Below are 17,935 nucleotides of genomic sequence, written 5' to 3'. Positions count from 1 at the left end.
ATCGATAACAAGACCTGCGCGCCGCGCGTTTGGGGCGCGCACCGAAACGCAGATTGACAGGCACACGACAAGGAGAATCCGCAATGAAGAAGAAACTGATCTGCCTGCTGGTGGCCGGCGCGTTGCCGGGCATCGCGCTGGCCGACTCGACCTCCGCCGAAATCAAGGCATTGCAGGCGCAGGTGGCCGCGTTGCAGAAGCAGATGAAGGCCATGCAGGCGCAGCTCGCCGGGAAGCCGGGCGGCGCACCCGTCGCGCAGGCGGGTGCAACGGGCGCGGCAAGGCCGGTGATCGTGGCCGCCGATCCGGCATCGCCGGACTATGGCCGTGCGCAGGCCGCGCTGACCAACGACGAAGTCAGCGAAATGAAGCAGCAGATCGCCAACCAGCAGCTGAAGGTCGACTCGCTGACGGACGCGGCCAGCACCGGGCCGCTCGCGGGGCTGTCGGTGACGGGCTACATCGATCCGACCTACATCTACAACCGCGCGGCCGGCACGTCGTCGTTCCTGTTCGCGAACCACGAGAACGCGTACAACTATTTCAACAGCACGTTCGGCGACCTGTACCTCGACATCAAGAAGACCTTCGGCGTCGGCCCGATGGCGCCGTCGGCCGAGATCACGCTGATGCCGAACCGCGGCAACGGCATCACGCTGCTGCAGAACTCGCGCGGCTCGATCACCGACAACCTGCTGAACACCGCGGTCATCAACGTGCCGATCACCGCGTCGACCACGCTCGTCGCCGGGCTGATCCCGAGCTTCGGCGGCTACGAGGTGCAGCAGTCGAACCAGATGCTCACGCTCACGCACAACCTGCTGTACGACTTCTCCGATCCGGGCAGCTACGTCGGTGCGGGCGCGAACTACACGAAGGGCAACTGGGCGTGGAAGTTCTTCGTCGGCAACGAGCAGTACCGCACCTACGGCTCGGTAACGCAGACGGGCACCAATGCACTCGGCGATCCGATCACGACCAGCAACAAGGTGCCGACCTTCACCGCGCGCGCCGACTACACGTGGTCGAGCGCGCTCGACATCGGCGGGTCGATCAACATCGGCCGGCAGACGCTGGCGAGCGCGATCGATGCGGACGGCAACGTTCACTACGGCCCGGGCGGCGCCGCGCCGAGCGCATACGGCACGTTCTTCTTCGGCGAAGTCGACGCGACCTACACGCTGGCCGACATCCAGTACAACGCCGAGCTCGACTACGGCCAGCAGCAGCATGCGGCGTACAACGGCGGGCTCGCGCAGTGGTACGGCCTGTCGCTGCTCGCGCACCGCAAGTTCAACGCACCGGTGGTCGGCCGCATGGGCGTGACGCTGCGCTACGATGCGCTCGTGAACCGCAAGAACGGTGGCGGCGGTGGCGGCATCGCGCTGAACGGCCAAGGAATGGATACGTCCAACGGTTTCGGTATCGATGCGGACTGCCTCGCGACGTCGAAGGCGAACGGCGGCCTCGGCTTCGACTGCAAGGGCGCCATCCGCCAGGACGTCGCGCTCGACCTGCTGTTCTATCCGACCCAGCAGATCACCGTGAAGGTCGAATACCGGCACGACTGGGCGAACAACAAGGTGTTCCTGCGCAACGACGGCTCGTACGGCAAGTCCAACGACCTGCTCGCGACGCAGTTCATCTATTCGTTCTGACGCTGGTCGCGCGGAGCGCCGTGCCGCACGCATGGCATCCCGCGCCGTTTCATCCGGCCGGATCGCGGTGCGTCGCGCACCGGCGCCGGCCGTCTTCGAGGGAGTCGGTTTGATGACGCAGTCTTTCACCCGCCGCGCCGATGCGCTCGCGCGCGACTCGTACTACGAAGCAACCGCCACGCGGCCGGTGGTCGACGACCCGGCGCTGGAAGACGCGATCGACGTCGACGTGTGCGTGATCGGCGCGGGCTTCGCGGGCCTGTCGACGGCGCTCGATTGCCGCGCGCGCGGGCTGTCGGTCGCCGTGCTCGACGCGCACCGGCCCGGCTGGGGCGCGTCGGGTCGCAACGGCGGCCAGGCGATCACGGGTTTCGCGAAAGACGAGGTGATCGAGCGGCAGCTCGGCGCGGCCGGCGCACGCGCCGCATGGTCGCTGTCGCTCGACGGCGTCGCGCTGATCGCCGAGCGAATCGCACGCTATGGCATCGACTGCGACTTCACGCGCGGCTACCTGACAGTCGCGACGAAGCCGCGCCGCATCGACGACCTGCGTGCATGGATGAACGCCGCGCGCTCGCGCTGGGGCCATCCGTCGCTGTCGTGGCTCGACACCGGCGAGATCCGCGCGCGCATCGCGTCGTCCCGCTATCTGGCGGGCGTCTACGATCCGCTGTCGGGTCACCTGCATCCGCTCAAGTATTGCCTCGGCCTCGCCGATGCCGCACGACGCGAAGGCGTCGCGCTCCATGCGCACACGCCCACGCTCGAGGTCGTGCGCGGCGCGCGGCCGGTCGTGCGCACGCCGTCGGGCGCGGTGCGCTGCCGCTTCGTCGTGTCGTGCTGCAACGCGGGCCCCGGCGGCATCCTGCCGGCCGCGACCGCCGCGCGCATCGCGCCGATCGCGTCATACATCATCGCGACCGAACCGCTCGGCCGCGCGCGTGCCGACGCGCTGATCGCGCAACGCGAAGCCGTGTGCGACAACAACTTCTTCCTCGACTACTTCCGGCTGTCGGCCGACCACCGGATGCTGTTCGGCGGCCGCGCGAACTCCGCGGGCGCATCGCCCGACACGCTCGCCGAAACGATCCGGCGGCGCATGGTCGGCGTGTTCCCGCAGCTCGCCGACGTGCGCATCGATCACGCGTGGGGCGGCTTCGTCGACGTCACGCGCAACCGCGCGCCGGACTTCGGCGCGCTCGATCCGAACTTCTTCTACGTGCAGGGCTTCAGCGGACACGGCGTCGCGCTGACCGGCATCGCGGGGCGCGCGATCGCCGGCGCGATCGCGGGCGACACGCGCGCGTTCGACCTGTTCGCCCAGCTGCGCCACCGGCGCTTTCCCGGCGGCGACGCGTGGCGGCAGCCCGCGCTCGAACTCGGGATGCTGTACCACCGCGTGCGCGAGCTGTTCTGAGCCCTCTTTCTCCGTTCTCCTGACCATGCAGACATTCGCCAACCAGCCGCACGTCGCGTCGTACTACGCGGCGAGCGCCAACGATACGACCCGCCATGCGCCGCTCGCCGGCGCGACCGACGCCGACGTGTGCGTGATCGGCGCGGGCCTCACCGGTTTGTCCGCCGCGCTCAACCTCGCCGAGCGCGGCCATTCGGTGACCGTGCTCGAGGCGTCGCGGGTCGGATGGGCGGCGAGCGGACGCAACGGCGGCCAGCTGATCGGCGGCTTCGCGTGCGACATCGACACGTTCGGCAACTTCATGCCGGAAGGCGACGTGAAGCGGATCTGGGACATGGGGCTCGAAACGCTGTCGCTCGTGAAGTCGCGCATCGCGCAACACGACATCGACTGCGCGCTCGTGCCCGGCTACCTGACCGCCGCGAACACCGAGCGCGACGCCGATGCGCTGAAGCGCTGGCGCGACGAGGCCGCGAAGCGCTTCGGCTACGATCGCTTCCATTTCGTCGAAGCGGACGAACTCGGCGACTACGTGCAGTCGGCGCGCTATCGCGGCGGCCTGTACGACCCCGACAGCGGCCACCTGCATCCGCTGAACTACACGCTCGGGCTCGCGCGCGCGGCGACCGACGCCGGCGTGCGGATCCACGAGGACAGCTGCGTGACGCACGTGCGCGACGTCGCGGGTGGGCATGTCGTCGAAACGGACCACGGGCACGTGCGTGCACGCTTCGTCGTGCTCGCGTGCAACACCTACGTCGGCACGCTCGCGCCCGCGCTGTCGAAAAAGATCATGCCGGTCGGCACCTACGTGATCGCGACCGAGCCGCTCGGCGAAGCGCGCGCCGCCGCGCTGATGCCCGCGCGCGCGGCGATCTGCGACAGCCGCTTCGTGCTCGACTATTTCCGGCCGGCGCCCGACACGCGGCTCGTGTGGGGCGGCAAGGTCAGCTATTCGACGCGGCCGCCGCGCAATCTAGCCGCCGCGATGCGCGCGGACATGCTGAAGACGTTCCCGCAGCTCGCGGACGTGAAGATCGACTACGCATGGGGCGGCTTCGTCGACATCACGATGAACCGCGCGCCGCACTTCGGGCGCGTCGCGCCGACGATGTATTTCGCCCAGGGCTTCTCGGGGCACGGCGTGAACACGACCGCGCTCGCGGGCAAGCTGATCGCCGAGGCGATCGACGGCCAGGCGAGCCGCTTCGATTTGTTCGGCAGGATCCGGCATCGCGACTTCCCCGGCGGCGCGACGCTGCGCACGCCGGCGCTGGTGCTCGCGATGAGCTGGTATCGGCTGCTCGATGCGCTCGGCGTGCATTGAGCGTCGTTCCGCGGCGATGCGGCGCACGCGTTGAACGCACGCCACACGCCGATGCAAAACGAAAACGGCCGCGCAACGAGCGCGGCCGTTCGATCGGATCGCATCACGTCGGCATGACGGCGGCGCGGCGGGGGAATACGGTGCCCGTGCGCTGCGCGCCGACTTGCTCGGTCCGTCGCGTACTTCAGCGCATGCGGACCGCACGGCAGCGCGTGATACGCGACGCGCAACCGAAGCCGGCGCTGACAACACGCCCCGGTTACCGCTAATCGGCCACCTTCTGCCGCAGCGTCACGAACTCCTCGGCCGCGGTCGGGTGAATGCCGATCGTGTCGTCGAACTGCGCCTTCGTCGCGCCCGCGCGAATCGCGATCGCGATGCCCTGGATGATCTCGCCCGCGTCGCGCCCGACCATGTGCGCGCCGACTACGCGCTGGCTGTCGCGCGCGACCACCAGCTTCATCAGCGTGCGTTCGTCGCGGCCCGACAGCGTGTGGCGCAGCGCCTTGAACGACGTGCGGTAGATGTCGAGCTCGCCGTACACACCGCGCGCGTGCGCCTCGGTAAGGCCAACCGTCGCGACCTCGGGCTGGCTGAACACCGCGGACGGCACCCATTCATGATCGGTCGCCGCGCGGCGCCCGCCGAACAGCGTCGCCGCGAGCAGCGCGCCGTCGCGCGTCGCGACCGGCGTGAGCTGCGGCCGCGACGTCACGTCGCCGATCGCATGGATCGATTCGACCGACGTCGCCGAATATGCATCGACCGCGATCGCGCCGCGCGCGTCGAGCAGCACGCCCGCGCGCTCGAGCCCGAGCCCTTCGACGTTCGGCACGCGGCCGGTTGCATAGAGCACCGCGTCGTACGGCCCGTGCTGCGCATCGCCGACGCGCACGCTCAGCGTGCCGTCGTCCGCGCGCACGATCGATTCGACCACCGCGCGCGCGTGGATCGCGACGCCCTGCTTGGTCATCTCGTCGGTCAGGAAGTGACGCACATCGTCGTCGAAGCCGCGCAGGATCTTCTCGCCGCGATAGAACAGGTCGACATGGCTGCCGAAGCCGTTGAAGATGCCCGCGAACTCGACGGCGATGTAACCGCCGCCGACCACCGCGATGCGCTCGGGCAGCTTCGCGAGCGACAGCGCCTCGCGCGACGTGATCGCATGCTCGATGCCGGGCCGCGGCGGCAGCGACGGGCGCGAGCCGGTCGCGATCGCGATGTGGCGCGCGCGGATCGTGCGATCGCCTATCGCGACGGTATGCGCGTCGACGAGCGTCGCGCGCCCCGCGTGCATCTCGACGCCGGACTGTCGCAGCAGGTTGATGTAGATGTCGCTGAGCCGGTTGATCTCGCGGTCCTTTGCGGCGATCAGCGCGGGCCAGTCGAGCGTGCCGGCGTCGAAGGTCCAGCCGAAGCCCTTCGCGTCCTCGACCTCGTGCGGATAATGCGATGCGTAGACGAGCAGCTTCTTCGGGATGCAGCCGCGCAGCACGCAGGTGCCGCCGATCTGCTCCTCTTCCGCTATCCCGACGCGCGCGCCGTATGACGCCGACATCCGGGCGAGCCTCACGCCACCGGAGCCGGCCCCGATGACGAACAGGTCGTAGTCGAATTCCATCGCAAGCCCTCATCGTTGTTCAGCAGTTCGGATGACGGCACGATAGCAAGATTCGGGCATATTCGTGCGGGACGTGGCGCCGTGGCGCGCGCGCCCCATAAAAAACGGCGAGAGACATCGCCTCTCGCCGGTCAAACCAGCTGCCGGGTGTGCCATGCGTCACCGATCGACCACATGCCCGACCTGCCGGCCGCGCGGCGCCGGTCCGCCCGGGCGCGCGAACGGCGCACCCGCGGCGGCCCCGCCGCCATGCTCAGGCCTGCGACGTGTCGCTGCCGTCCGTCGCCTGCGTATCGTCTGCCTGCTGGGGCTGCTCTTCCTTCTTCTCGAGCATGCCTTCGATCGCCTCGGCGCCCTTGAAGCCGGCGATGGCCGCTGCCGCCTTGGTCAGCAGGCCCGCATCCGGATCGAGCTTCTCCGCTGCCTCGACGGCCGCCACGGCGCCAGCAATTTCGCCCACGGTATTCAGGATACCCATCGTCATCCCCTTTCAAGAAAAAGCGTGAGCGCATCGTCCCACGAAAAAAACCGGCAGACCGTGTTTGTCATCACCGGATACACAAATTACGCACCAGGCCGGCCGCACGCGAAAACGCGCGCCGGAACGACGCCCGCGCGTGCGGCACGGCGCACGGCGGACCCTGCACGCAGCGTAGCGGAAACGCTTCGCGCGCACTGTCAAAGTATGTTCCGGATTCCCGACGGAACCCTTACGGACGAGTCGTTTCCGATGGAGCGATCGCTGAATGATCGTGCGCGCGCGGCGAGTTCGTGTGACGAAAAAAAGAGGCTCCCGCGGGAGCCTCTTCGATGCGCGCCGAGCCGAGGCCCGTGCGTGTGTTTTCCGATTTTCGTCAGAAGATATTGCGCAGGCCGATCGCGATGCCGGTCTGGTTGCTGCGACCCGGCAGCTCGACGTTCGCCGCGCCGTTCGTCTTGTTGAAGTCGACGGTGCCGTAGACTTCCGTGCGCTTGCTCAGCGCGTATTCGGCGATGCCGACGATCGCGTAGCGGTTGCCGCTCGCGAGCGTGCCGTTCGTGGTCATCGCGTTGCGCATGTGGTCGTAGTAGAACGCGCCCGTCAGCGTCAGCGGCGTGCTGACCTGCCAGCTCACGCCCGCGAACGGACCGTCGTCGATCCGGCCCGTGCCCTTCGCGACCGGGATCGACTGCTGCGCGAGCAGGCTGTCGACGAAACCGGTGTCGTCCTTCGAGCGCAGGTAGCCCGCATAGATCTTCGCCTTGCTGAACGCGTACACGACGTTCGCGTGGTAGATCGTCTGCTTGCGCGCGGAGTTGTCGCTGTTCTGCTGCGCGCCGGCCGCGATGCTCAGCGGCCCCGCCACGTACGACAGCGACACGCCCCATGCATTGCCCTTGCCGAGCGAGCCCGGGATCTGGCCGGAGAAACCGCCGGCGCCGGTCGATTCGTAGTTCGTGCCCGTCGAGTACATCGCCTTCGCGGTCAGGCCCGCGAACTTGCCCGTGTACTTGATCTGGTTGTCCGCATACAGGCCGCCACCCAGCGCGACCGGCAGCCACGCGTTTTCGAGGTAGTTGCCGACCGTCAGCGGATCGTAGGTGTCCGCCAGCAGGTCGAACAGCGGGGTCTTCTGGCGGCCGAGGGTCACCGTGCCGTACGGGCTCTGCAGGCCGACGTACGCTGCGCGGTTGAACAGGCGGCCGCTGTCGGCGAATCCGCCATTCTGCAGGTTGACGCCGCTTTCGAGGTTGAACACGGCCTTCAGGCCGCCGCCGAGGTCTTCCGTGCCGTAGATGCCGAAGCGGCTGTTCGTGATCGCGCCGTTGGCCATCGACAGCAGGCCGTCGTTCTTCGCGTTTGCGTTGGTCAGGTAACGGATGCTGGCGTCGGCGACGCCCCACAGCGTGACCGAGCTTTGTGCTGCTGCGTACTGGCTGGCGAAGGCCAGCGCCGCGCCCCCTGCGATGACTGCGAGTCGGGTGGTCTGCTTCATGAGCTTGCCCTTTTTGTAGGTGTCTCCATTCATGGCCGGCCGCGTGCGCGGCCGGGTGGCGATCGCGGAACGCTCATGGCGTGCGCGATGTGGGCTGAATCATAAGACGAGTGCGCGCGCTGAAAGAAATTGAAAAGCGTGGCAGCGCGCGATTTTGTCGCCCGGGCGCAACGTTTAACGCGTGGGGTTTGCGTCGTGTGGTGTGCGGCCGTCGGGATTGCTGCCGGTGCTGCCGGTGCTGCTGTTGCTGCTGTTGCTGCGGGCGCTGCCGTTGCTGCCGTTGCTGCCGTTGCTGCCGTTGCTGCCGTTGCTGCCGTTGCTGCCGTTGCTGCCGTTGCTGCCGTTGCTGTTGCTGTTGCTGCCGTCGCTGTTGCTGTTGCTGCCGTCGCTGTTGCCCTTGCTGCTGGCGCCGCTCTCACCACCGCCCGCGCGCCGCCGCGCCCGCCGTACGATCTCCGCGAACGCGCCGACGAGCAGCAGCACCGCGCCCCACAGCGCGACGTCCGGCACGAGCCGTGTCACGAGGCCGCCGATCACCGCGCCGGCCAGGAAACAGAAGCTGATCGTCGCGAGCAGCGCCGAGTCGTGCAGCGCGAGCACGTCGTAGCGCGGAATCAGCCCGACGAACAGCTTCTGCGCGGCACGCCGCAGGTTGCCGGTCGTCATCACCGACGTGTACGACAGTTCCTCGAGATGGGTGAACGACAGCGTCTGCAGCGTCGCGACGAACGAGATGCCGGGAATCAGCCACGCGCTCGACGCGCCCACGAGCCCGCTCGCGGCGAGGCCGAGAAACGCGATCTCGACGATCAGGCTCACGAACGCGGTGTGGCGCATCCAGCCGCGCTGCGCGGCGAGGCCGAACAGGTGCGCGACGAACACCGCGACCACGAAGCCGCCGAGCGGCGGCACGTGATGCAGCGCCTCCGCCCATTCGCCGGCCGAGACGTTGATGCCGAGCAGCGCGACGTTGCCGGTCATCGTGTTCGCGAACACGTGGCCGTGACCGACGTACGTGTACGCGTCGAGGTAGCCGCCGGACAGCGTGAGCAGCGCGGCGACGGTGAGGTTGCGGCTGGCGCCGTCGAGATCCATCGATCCTCCCGTGTGACGCGCCGCCCGGCCGCACGAGGCGAGGCGGGGCGGCGCCTGATTCATCGGTTCCGGCCGGTGCCGGACGTCGCGGCTCCCACCCGGCCGCGCCAATATAATGGTCGGCGTCGGGCGCGCGCATACCGCCATCGCGAATGTCGGTGCCGGAAAACCGGCCGAGTATACCGGCCGCCTTCGCCGGCTACCTTGCCGCCTCCCGCGCGCCGCTTCACCCCGATCCGCTGCCCTCTCGACACGCCGCCGCATGCCATGACACCCGCGAAGTTCTTCCTGCGCTACACCGTGATCCCGTTCTTCGCGATCGTGCTGGTGGCCGTCTGGGCGTTGAACCGCGAATCGGGCGAAGTCGATGCGCGCCAATATGCGGCGCTGGTGGCGGCCTATCCGTCGTTCACGCCGAAGTTGAAGCGCGAGGTGGCCGATGCGATGCGCGGCCGCGGCAGGCTCGGCAAGGCCGACTACGACGCGATCATGCGCGACGCGCTCGACGCCGGTTACGTGATGGACTGGCCGGCCGCGACGGACGACGTCGGCGGCGAGCGCGGCCGGCTGCTCGGCCTCGTGAACAGTGACCGGCCGGCATCGCCGTAGCGTGCGGTCACGCCCGGCATCGCTCGGCCGCCGCCGATCGGCTCCCGCTCACTGACCGATGCCAGTAAGCCCGATCAGCGCGCCGGCCGCGAGCAGCCACAGCGGATGAATGCGCGTGCGCCACGCGAGCACCGCGCATGCGGCGGTGATGCCCCACTGGATCGCGGTGCGGTTCGACGCTTCCGAGATCAGCACCGCGCTGGCCGCGACGAGCCCGGCCGTGACCGGCATCAGCCCCTGCTGCACGTAGCGGCGCCACGGCCGGTCGCGAAAGCGCTCCCACGCATGCAGCGCGAGCACCGTGACGATCGAGGACGGCCCGAACTTCGCGATCGACGCGACCAGCAGCCCGGCCCAGCCGGCCACGTGCCAGCCGACCAGCGACACGATCATCATGTTCGGCCCCGGAGCGGCCTGCGCGAGCGCGAACAGCGCGGTGAACTCGTGCGCGCTCATCCAGTGACGGACGTCGACCACCTGCCGCTGCATCTCCGGCAGGATCGTGTTGCCGCCGCCGAACGCGAGCAGCGACAGCTGGCTGAAGATCGTCGCGATCGCGATCAGCGTGTCGTTCATGAGCGGCCTCCGTCGCGGGCGGCGCTGCGTTGCGATGCCGGTGTATCGCGGCGCCGCGACGCGAGCCAGATGCTGACGGGCGTCAGCACCAGCATCGTGGTCAGCAGCGGAACGCGCAGCACCGCGATCGCGACGAACGCGAGCGCCGCGATGCCTGCCGCCGTGCGCGGTGCGTGCCGCAGCGGTTTCGCGACCTTCACGGCCATCGCGACGAGCAGGCCCGCGGCCGCGGCGGCGAGCCCGCCGAATAGATGCTGCACGCGCGGATCGCCCTGCGTCTTCGCATACAGCACGCCGAGCGCGACGACGACGAGCGTCGGGCCCGCGATCAGCCCGAGAATGCCGGCGAACGCGCCCGCGACGCCGCGAAAGCGCATGCCGACGGCGACCGACAGGTTGATCACGTTGCCGCCCGGCAGGAACTGGCACAGGCCGAGCAGATCGGTGAATTCGTCGGCGGACAGCCATTTGCGCTCGTCGACGATCGTGCGCCGCGCGAACGGCAACGCGCCGCCGAACGACATCAGGCCGAGCGACAGGAAGCCGGTGAACAGCTCGGCGAGGCCGATGCGGCGCGCGGGCGCCGCGGGCGGCGGGGAAACGGATTGCATGGGGCTCCTCATCAAACGTGCCCCGAGATTACCGCCGTTCGGAATGCCGGCAAAACGATTTTATCGACGCGCCCTTGTGATCTAGAATCACAAGCATGGCACGCGATCTCCCGCCCTTTTCCGCGCTTCGGGCCTTTGAAGCAGCGGCCCGACACGAAAGCTTCAGCGCCGCCGGCGACGAGCTGCATGTGACTCACGGTGCCATCAGCCGGCAGATCGCCGGGTTCGAGGCGTGGCTCGGCAAGCCGGTGTTCCACCGCTACGGCAAGCGCGTGAGGCTCACCGACGAAGGCCGCCGTTATCTGGACACCGTGCGCGCCGCGTTCGACAGCATCGCGCTCGCCACCGAGCAGTTGCGCAACACCGGTGCCGCGCGCGTGCTGCGCATCAATGCGCTGCCGACCTTCGCGATGAAATGGCTGCTGCCGCGCCTGTCGCGGTTCCAGCGCGACGTGCCGAACGTCGAGCTGAAGCTGTCCACGTCGAACGCGCCGCTCGACGCGCTCGATGGCTTCGACGTCGCGATCCGCCGCGGCCCCGGCCACTGGCCGAACTGCACGAGCGGCCACTTCCTCGACGAAAGCGTGATTCCGGTCTGCAGCCCCGCGCTGCTCAAGCGCGCGCCGATTACCCGCGCGGACGATCTCGCCCGGCACGTGCTGCTGCATTCGGATACGCGGCCGGAAGGCTGGCGCGACTGGTTCGCGGCGGCCGGCGTGACGCCGAAGGGGCGCAAGCGGCAGTCGTTCGACCACTTCTACCTCGCGCTGCAGGCGGCCGTCGACGGGCTGGGCGTCGCGCTCGGCCCGCTGCCGCTGATCGATGATGAACTCGCGAGCGGGCGCCTGGTGATGCCGCTCGACGGGCCGCGCATCGCGACGCGCAGCTATTGGTGGATCGCGCCGCGCGCGCCGGCCGACGATCCGCTCGTCGCGCAGTTCTGTGCGTGGCTGCAGGCGCAGTCGAACACCGGCGCGTGAGGACGCACCAGCGGGCGGCATTGCACCGCCCGCACCCAAATCAGATCAAACCACCGGCCCCGGTTCCTTTTCCTTGCGCAAGATCGCGTACAGGATGATCGCGCCGAACGTCGCGGTGCCGATCCCGCCGAGCCCGAAGCCGCCGATCTTCAGCGAGAAGTCGCCGGCGCCGAGCACCAGCGTGACGGCCGCGACGATCAGGTTGCGGTTGTCGGAGAAGTCGACCTTGTTGACGACCCAGATCCGCGCGCCCGTCACCGCGATCAGCCCGAACACGACGATCGACACGCCGCCGAGCACCGGGCCCGGAATCGTCTGGATCACCGCGCCGAACTTCGGCGAGAAGCCCAGTCCGATCGCGATCAGCGCGGCGACCGCGAACACCAGCGTCGAATAGATTCGCGTGACGGCCATCACGCCGATGTTCTCCGCGTAGGTGGTCACGCCCGTGCCGCCGACGCTGCCCGACACGATCGTCGCGAGCCCGTCGCCGATGAACGCGCGGCCGACGTAGCGGTCGAGGTTGTGCCCCGTCATCGCGCTGACGGCCTTGATGTGCCCGAGGTTCTCGGCGACGAGGATCACCGCGACCGGCGCGAGCATCAGCATCGCGTGCGGATCGAACACGGGCGCCCGGAAAGCCGGCACGCCGAACCACGCGGCATGCGCGACGATCGAGAAATCGATCGGCTTGCCGAGGCCCATCGCGTTGGTCGCGATCGCGTACAGCGCGTACGCGATCGCGAGCCCGACGAGGATCAGCAGGCGCTGCATCATCCCGCGCGCGAACACCGCGACGCCGCCCACGCACAGCACCGTGACGAGCGCCATCACCGAGTCGAACGTCGAAGCCGACACGCCCTTGACCGCGATCGGCGCGAGGTTCAGCCCGATCACCGCGACCACCGCGCCGGTGACGACGGGCGGCATCAGCGTCTCGATCCAGCGCGTGCCGATCGCCTGCACCAGCGCGCCGAGCGCGACGTACACGACGCCGCACGCGACGATCCCGCCGAGCGCGACCGCGATGTTCGGGTTGGGGCCGCTGCCGCCGTAGCCCGTCACCGCGATCACGAGGCCGATGAACGCGAAGCTCGAGCCGAGGTAGCTCGGCACGCGGCCGCCGACCAGCACGAAGAACAGCAGCGTACCGATGCCCGACATGAAGATGCACAGGTTCGGGTCGAATCCCATCAGCAGCGGCGCGAGCACGGTCGAGCCGAACATCGCGACGACGTGCTGCACGCCCATCGCGACCATCTGCGGCCACGCGAGGCGTTCGTCGGGGCCGACCACGCGCGCCGCGCCGGGCGATTGCACCCGCCAGCGCGGGAAGTAGGAATCGGACATGGGGAAAAAGGGCTCCTGTCGAACGCCGGCTGCGGACGGTGCGCCGGTCTGGAATCTGGCGCGAGTTTACGGAGCGGAGATGGGGCTGGCAAGCGCGAACCGCCGGAGCGACGGCCGCGCCGGGAGAAGCGGCCAACGGGCCTGGCGCGATCGCACGCGCCGGCCGGCCGCAGCCGTGGGCCGTGGGCCGTGGGCCGTGGGTCGTGGGTCGTGGGTCGTGGGTCGTGAGCCGTGGGCCGTGAGCCGTGAGCCGTGAGCCGTGAGCCGTGAGCCGTGAGCCGTGAGCCGTAAGCCGTGGCCAGCAGCGACCGCCCAGCCCGCCGCACAACGTAAGCGGGCGCTCACATCGCAGCGGGCGCCGCGGACATCACGGATTGATGTACTGGAACAGCGACAGGTTCTGCAGCTGCACGTAGGCCTTCTGCGCGCCGGTCAGCGCATTCTGCACCTGCAGATACTGGCTGATCGTCGTCGTCATGTTGGTGCTGGTCAAGTCGGTCAGGTTGCTGGTGGTCTGCAGCGACGCGGTCTGGTTGACGGCCTGCATCGCCTTGACCTCCTGCTCGCGGCCGCCAACCGACGCCTGGATCGTCGTCACGTTGCGCATCGTGTTGCCGACCTTGATCGAGCCCGTCATCAGCGCGTTCGACAACGCCGCGGCGGCAACGGGGTTGCCGGTCACGGGCGTCTTCAGCGCCGAGATCATCGAGTCGAGCGTCGAGAATATGTCCGCGCCGCCGCTCGCCTGCGGGCCGGGCGTCACGGCGAACGTGTCGCCGGCGGCCGGCGTGCCCGACACCGCCACCGTCATCCCGCCGCCGAGCGCGATCGACGCGCCCGCCGTGTACGCCTGCGCGGGCGTGGTGGTCGGCGGCTTGGCCGAGTTGTCGGTCACCGTGTAGGTCGGCGCGGCGGGCGTGCCGCCGAACGCGATCGAGAACTGATGGCCGTTGGTCGCGGCCGACGGGGTCGTGACCGTCACCGCGGTGATCGTGCCGGTGCCCGTGTTGGCGGCGCCGGCCGACGGCACCGGTGCGCTGCCGAGCGACGGCACCGACATGAACACCGCCGAACCGGTGTCGCCCTGCGCCACGCTGCTCGAATCGCCGATCTGCACCTGGCGCGTGCCCGAGTCGCCGACGTAGCTGACGCTGCCGTTCGGGCTGCTGGTAAACGGCGCCGACGAATTGTTCAGGCCGGCGAACAGGTAGTTGCCGGCCCCGTCGTTCGAGTTCGCGAGCGTCATCAGCTGGTCGCGATAGCCTTGCAGCTGCGTCGCGAGCGCCGAGCGGTCGCTGTCGGCGAGCGAGCCGTCGCCGGCACGCACGACGAGCGTCTGCACGCCGGTCAGCACGCCGCTCACGCTTTGCAGCGCCTGGTCCTCGGCCTGCAGCGACGCGAGCGCCGCGGTCTGGTTGGTCGCGTACTGCGACAGCGTCGCCGACGTCATCGACAGCTGCACGGCCTGCGCCGCGCCGACCGGGTTGTCGGCCGGCGTCTGCAGGCTCACGCCGCTCGCGATCTGCTGGTACAGCTGCGCGAGCTGCGCCTGCTGATCGTTCATCTGGGAAACGTTCAGCTGAAAGAACTGGGCGCTGGAAATTCGCATCGCTTCTATTCCTCGAATCCGGTCAGTTGAACAGGCCGAGCACGGTCTGGAACAGCGTCGCCGCCGTCTGGATCACCTTCGCGTTCGCCTGGTAAAGCTGCTGGTACTGCATCAGGTTCGCCGCTTCCTCGTTCTGGTTCACGCCCGACACCGACTGCTGCGCGGTCGTGATCTGGCCAACCAGCGAGGTCTGCGCGGCGCTCGACGACTTCAGCTGGCTCGCCGTGTTGCCGATCGCGTTCACGTACTTCGCATATGCGCCGGTCAGCGTCGTCGTGCCGCCGCCGAGCGACTTCGCGGTGACGAGCTGCGACAGCGCGAGCGCGTTGGAGCCGTCGCTCGTGCCGCCCGCGTAAGGTCCGATCGTGAAGGAGTCGCCATCCGACGGCGCGCCGGACAGCGTGACGGTCACGCCGTTCATCACGCCCGCCGGCGCCGGCTGCGTGGTGCTCGAGATCGTCAGCTTCGCGCCGGCCGTCGCGTCGTACGGCACGCTGTCGGTCGGGCTCGTGATCGTCACCGAGGTGGGCGGCGTGCCCGCGATCGTCACCGTGGTGCCGGCCTGGAAGCCCGACAGCGACTTCGACGCCGCGTCGTAGGTGAGCTTGGTCGGCGTGGTCGGGACCTGGTAGCCGGCGCTCACCGCGCCCTGCGCGATCTTGCCCGTGCCGAGGTTGGTGCTCGACGCCGCCGCGACCACCGGCGACGCGGCCGCGATCGCCGAACCGCTCGTCGTCGCGAGGCCGAAGCCGTTCAGCGCGCCGCGCGTCGGCAGCACGGTGAACTGGTCGCCGGCATTCATCGAGCCGGACGCGAACGAGAAGGCCAGCCCGCCGATCGACGCCGGCATCGACGTCGACTGGCCGACCACCGACCCGCTCGCGCGGTCGGTCAGCGTGTAGTTGGTGCCGTCGAACGACAGCGTGTAGTCGCTCGTCGTCGGCTGCGCTGCGTTGGCGAACGAGACGGAAAGCGACGCGGTGCCGGTATTGCCCTGGTTCGAATAGACGGCCGGGTTCGCCACCGTGAACAGGTTGCCGCCCGGCTTGCCCGACAGGTCGATGCCGAGCGCGTTCTGCCCGTTGACCTGCGCGGCGAAGCTGGTCGCGAGCGCGCCGAGCTGCGCCTGCGCGGGGTCGAGCGTCTGGCTGCGGAACGCGAGCAGGCCGCCGAGCGTGCCGCCCGACAGCGACGTATCCGGCAGCGCCTGGTTCGGGCCCGGCGGGTTCGCGCCGGCGATGCCCTGCGACACGACGGTCAGCTCGCTCGGATCGGACGGCGACGTGACCGTCGCGAGCTGGTAGCTCTTGTCGGCGACGACGAGCGGCTGGCCGCCCGCGAGGAACACGCTGTAGCCGCTGTCGTTGCGCACGACCTGCACGCCGGCGAGACTCGACAGATTCGACACCGCGAGGTCGCGCTGGTCCATCAGCTGGTTGGGCGGCTGCCCCTGGCTGCTCGCCGCCGCGATCTGCTGGTTCAGTTGCGCGATCTGCGACGTGTACGTGTTGATCTGCGACACGGTGCTGGTGAGCTGCGTGTTCACGCTCTGGCGCAGCGCGTCGTACTGCTGGCCGGCCGCCTTCAGTTGGTCGGCGAGCACCTGCGCGTTGCTGATCGCGGTCTGCCGCACCGACGGATCGGACGCATTGTTCGCGACGTTCTGCAGCCCGGTGAAATAGCCGGTGATCGCGGTCGAGATGCCGGCCGTCGGGCTGCCGACGTAGTTGTTCAGCTGCGCGACGAGCGAATACCACGTCGACAGCGCGCCGCCCTGCGACTGCGCGCTGTTCAGCTGGTCGCTCAGGTACTGGCTGTACTGCCGCTGCACGGTGACGGTGTTCACGCCCTGCGGCATGTAGCCGCTCGACGTGTACTGGCCGCTCGCCTCGGCATAGACGGGGCGCTCGACCGAATAGCCGGGCGTCGCGGCATTGCTGATGTTCTGACCGGTCGTCGTGAGGCCCCAGAGCGCGGCATTGAGGCCGCTGACGCCGAGGTTCATGAGTGTGTTGGACATGCGCGATCCTGATGAGCCGGCCGCGCTGCGGCCGCCGGGTTGCGTGACTCCCGGTATAACGGCCGCGGATCGAAAAAATTGAGGAAAAAATGCACGCGCGGCGCGCACTGGCGCGTCGCCGGTCGGGGGCTGCGGCGCGCGCTGCCGGCGCCGCTGCGAAGGCGGCCCCGAGCGGGGCCGCGAGGCGGTGCGTCAGGCCCGCGCGAGCGAGCGGCGCTTCATCTCGAGCTGCGTGATCAGGCGCTGCAGCGTGTTCTCCGCGCTGCCCGGCAGCGACATGAAGCGAAAGCCGAGCTGATAGCGCCGCGAACCGTTCGGCATCTGCGTCGAACGCTGCGACACGAGGCGCAGTTCCAGCGACAGCTTGCCGTGGCCGGTCAGCTCGAGCTCGACGTCCGGCAGCAGCGTGCCGACCTCGAGCGCCTCGACGCGCTCGTCGGCCGTGCGCAACCCGACGCCGCCGAGCGACAGGTTATGCACCTCGAACACGAAGCTCTCGCCGTCCGGCAGCGTGCCGCGGCAGAGGAACGGATCGACGATCGGCGCATCGACGCGGAAGTACTCGCGGCGCTGGATGCACATCAGCACGTCGGGGAAATCGGCGACGAACGCGGGCAGCCCCTCGTAGCGCGTCTCGCGCGGCGTGTTCGTGGTGAATTCGACGCGCACGCCCTCCGGCGCGGCCGAGAACGTGCAGTGCGACGCGGCGAGGATGCTGGCGTTCTGCTCGGACAGCGCGCCCCAGTCGAACGTGAACGTGCGCGCGCCGACGTCGACCTCGAGCAGGCGCGTGACGAGCTGGCCGCCCGGGTACTGGACGGTCAGGAAGTCGCCGCGATTCACGAGATTGCGCAGCTGCACGCCGATCTCCAGCGGATTGCGGCGGGCGTAGTCAGGCCCGGAATGGCCCGCATCCAGGCTCGGATCGGTCGACGTTTCGATATTCATGGCTAGCCGGTTTTCTTGTCAGGGCGCCCGGACGAACGGTGCGCAGTAAAACCGGGCCAGAACAGGGCCCGGTAGCAGGTCTCACACACTTAGCGGCAGTGCTCCCCGAAAGTTTAGATCGAATTGCCGATATTTTTC

Annotated in this window: 15 protein-coding genes; 5 read left to right on the top strand and 10 right to left on the bottom strand. The window is 69.0% G+C overall.

Features of this window, described 5'->3' with window-relative positions; translation table 11 throughout:
- Positions 1-83: 83 nt before the first annotated feature.
- From SB771_RS24585 to SB771_RS24575, 3 genes are all read left to right on the top strand, one after another.
- Positions 84-1,658, top strand: a complete 1,575-nt coding sequence (locus tag SB771_RS24585) for a DUF3138 family protein (RefSeq protein ID WP_175662040.1) — start codon at positions 84-86, stop codon at positions 1,656-1,658.
- Between the two features lie 112 nt (positions 1,659-1,770).
- The gene (locus SB771_RS24580; RefSeq protein WP_175662039.1) at positions 1,771-3,075 is read left to right on the top strand and encodes an NAD(P)/FAD-dependent oxidoreductase; all 1,305 of its coding nucleotides are present in this window, start codon (positions 1,771-1,773) and stop codon (positions 3,073-3,075) included.
- A gap of 25 nt (positions 3,076-3,100) precedes the next feature.
- Entirely contained in the window at positions 3,101-4,402 is a 1,302-nt protein-coding gene (locus tag SB771_RS24575) for an NAD(P)/FAD-dependent oxidoreductase (RefSeq protein ID WP_175662038.1), read from the top strand.
- Between the two features lie 265 nt (positions 4,403-4,667).
- On the opposite strand, the gene gor is transcribed toward SB771_RS24575, so the two are convergent.
- From gor to SB771_RS24555, 4 genes are all read right to left on the bottom strand, one after another.
- Complete coding sequence (gene gor / locus SB771_RS24570; protein WP_175662037.1) at positions 4,668-6,023, bottom strand: glutathione-disulfide reductase; 1,356 nt, start codon at positions 6,021-6,023, stop codon at positions 4,668-4,670.
- A gap of 253 nt (positions 6,024-6,276) precedes the next feature.
- Entirely contained in the window at positions 6,277-6,501 is a 225-nt protein-coding gene (locus SB771_RS24565) for a hypothetical protein (protein ID WP_006753937.1), read from the bottom strand.
- Between the two features lie 376 nt (positions 6,502-6,877).
- The gene (locus SB771_RS24560; RefSeq protein ID WP_126228667.1) at positions 6,878-7,999 is read right to left on the bottom strand and encodes a porin; all 1,122 of its coding nucleotides are present in this window, start codon (positions 7,997-7,999) and stop codon (positions 6,878-6,880) included.
- A gap of 174 nt (positions 8,000-8,173) precedes the next feature.
- Entirely contained in the window at positions 8,174-9,094 is a 921-nt protein-coding gene (locus tag SB771_RS24555) for a YoaK family protein (RefSeq protein WP_175705130.1), read from the bottom strand.
- A gap of 267 nt (positions 9,095-9,361) precedes the next feature.
- Here SB771_RS24555 and SB771_RS24550 point away from each other — a divergent pair, with 267 nt between their 5' ends.
- Entirely contained in the window at positions 9,362-9,703 is a 342-nt protein-coding gene (locus SB771_RS24550; RefSeq protein ID WP_175662035.1) for a hypothetical protein, read from the top strand.
- Between the two features lie 48 nt (positions 9,704-9,751).
- On the opposite strand, the gene SB771_RS24545 is transcribed toward SB771_RS24550, so the two are convergent.
- Both SB771_RS24545 and SB771_RS24540 read right to left on the bottom strand, forming a co-directional pair.
- Complete coding sequence (locus SB771_RS24545; protein ID WP_175662034.1) at positions 9,752-10,279, bottom strand: chromate transporter; 528 nt, start codon at positions 10,277-10,279, stop codon at positions 9,752-9,754.
- Positions 10,276-10,890: a chromate transporter gene (locus tag SB771_RS24540; RefSeq protein WP_105831950.1), complete on the bottom strand. Its 615-nt coding sequence runs from the start codon at positions 10,888-10,890 to the stop codon at positions 10,276-10,278. Before SB771_RS24540 ends, SB771_RS24545 begins: the two co-directional genes overlap by 4 nt.
- A gap of 95 nt (positions 10,891-10,985) precedes the next feature.
- Between SB771_RS24540 and SB771_RS24535 the strand changes: the two genes are divergently transcribed.
- Positions 10,986-11,870: a transcriptional regulator GcvA gene (locus SB771_RS24535; protein WP_011658134.1), complete on the top strand. Its 885-nt coding sequence runs from the start codon at positions 10,986-10,988 to the stop codon at positions 11,868-11,870.
- Between the two features lie 45 nt (positions 11,871-11,915).
- On the opposite strand, the gene SB771_RS24530 is transcribed toward SB771_RS24535, so the two are convergent.
- The 4 genes from SB771_RS24530 to SB771_RS24515 all read right to left on the bottom strand — a co-directional run bounded on the left by SB771_RS24530 (position 11,916) and on the right by SB771_RS24515 (position 17,797).
- The gene (locus SB771_RS24530) at positions 11,916-13,220 is read right to left on the bottom strand and encodes a solute carrier family 23 protein (protein ID WP_175662033.1); all 1,305 of its coding nucleotides are present in this window, start codon (positions 13,218-13,220) and stop codon (positions 11,916-11,918) included.
- Between the two features lie 367 nt (positions 13,221-13,587).
- Complete coding sequence (flgL, locus tag SB771_RS24525; protein ID WP_011658135.1) at positions 13,588-14,829, bottom strand: flagellar hook-associated protein FlgL; 1,242 nt, start codon at positions 14,827-14,829, stop codon at positions 13,588-13,590.
- A gap of 22 nt (positions 14,830-14,851) precedes the next feature.
- Entirely contained in the window at positions 14,852-16,849 is a 1,998-nt protein-coding gene (gene flgK, locus SB771_RS24520; RefSeq protein ID WP_175662032.1) for a flagellar hook-associated protein FlgK, read from the bottom strand.
- 192 nt (positions 16,850-17,041) lie between these two features.
- Entirely contained in the window at positions 17,042-17,797 is a 756-nt protein-coding gene (locus SB771_RS24515; RefSeq protein ID WP_105831955.1) for a flagellar brake protein, read from the bottom strand.
- Between the last annotated feature and the right edge of the window lie 138 nt (positions 17,798-17,935).

This window comes from Burkholderia sp. SIMBA_051 (assembly GCF_046534915.1).
Taxonomy (GTDB): Bacteria; Pseudomonadota; Gammaproteobacteria; order Burkholderiales; family Burkholderiaceae; genus Burkholderia; species Burkholderia ambifaria.
Note: the sequence above shows the minus strand (reverse complement) of the source record. Positions and strands in the feature narration are given on the sequence as shown.

Bases quoted from the DNA above. Each gene is read 5' to 3' on its own strand.
- SB771_RS24585 (WP_175662040.1), top strand. From the start codon at position 84: ATGAAGAAGAAACTGATCTGCCTGCTGGTGGCCGGCGCGTTGCCGGGC.
- SB771_RS24580 (WP_175662039.1), top strand. From the start codon at position 1,771: ATGACGCAGTCTTTCACCCGCCGCGCCGATGCGCTCGCGCGCGACTCG.
- SB771_RS24575 (WP_175662038.1), top strand. From the start codon at position 3,101: ATGCAGACATTCGCCAACCAGCCGCACGTCGCGTCGTACTACGCGGCG.
- gor (WP_175662037.1), bottom strand. From the start codon at position 6,023: ATGGAATTCGACTACGACCTGTTCGTCATCGGGGCCGGCTCCGGTGGC.
- SB771_RS24565 (WP_006753937.1), bottom strand. From the start codon at position 6,501: ATGGGTATCCTGAATACCGTGGGCGAAATTGCTGGCGCCGTGGCGGCC.
- SB771_RS24560 (WP_126228667.1), bottom strand. From the start codon at position 7,999: ATGAAGCAGACCACCCGACTCGCAGTCATCGCAGGGGGCGCGGCGCTG.
- SB771_RS24555 (WP_175705130.1), bottom strand. From the start codon at position 9,094: ATGGATCTCGACGGCGCCAGCCGCAACCTCACCGTCGCCGCGCTGCTC.
- SB771_RS24550 (WP_175662035.1), top strand. From the start codon at position 9,362: ATGACACCCGCGAAGTTCTTCCTGCGCTACACCGTGATCCCGTTCTTC.
- SB771_RS24545 (WP_175662034.1), bottom strand. From the start codon at position 10,279: ATGAACGACACGCTGATCGCGATCGCGACGATCTTCAGCCAGCTGTCG.
- SB771_RS24540 (WP_105831950.1), bottom strand. From the start codon at position 10,890: ATGCAATCCGTTTCCCCGCCGCCCGCGGCGCCCGCGCGCCGCATCGGC.
- SB771_RS24535 (WP_011658134.1), top strand. From the start codon at position 10,986: ATGGCACGCGATCTCCCGCCCTTTTCCGCGCTTCGGGCCTTTGAAGCA.
- SB771_RS24530 (WP_175662033.1), bottom strand. From the start codon at position 13,220: ATGTCCGATTCCTACTTCCCGCGCTGGCGGGTGCAATCGCCCGGCGCG.
- flgL (WP_011658135.1), bottom strand. From the start codon at position 14,829: ATGCGAATTTCCAGCGCCCAGTTCTTTCAGCTGAACGTTTCCCAGATG.
- flgK (WP_175662032.1), bottom strand. From the start codon at position 16,849: ATGTCCAACACACTCATGAACCTCGGCGTCAGCGGCCTCAATGCCGCG.
- SB771_RS24515 (WP_105831955.1), bottom strand. From the start codon at position 17,797: ATGAATATCGAAACGTCGACCGATCCGAGCCTGGATGCGGGCCATTCC.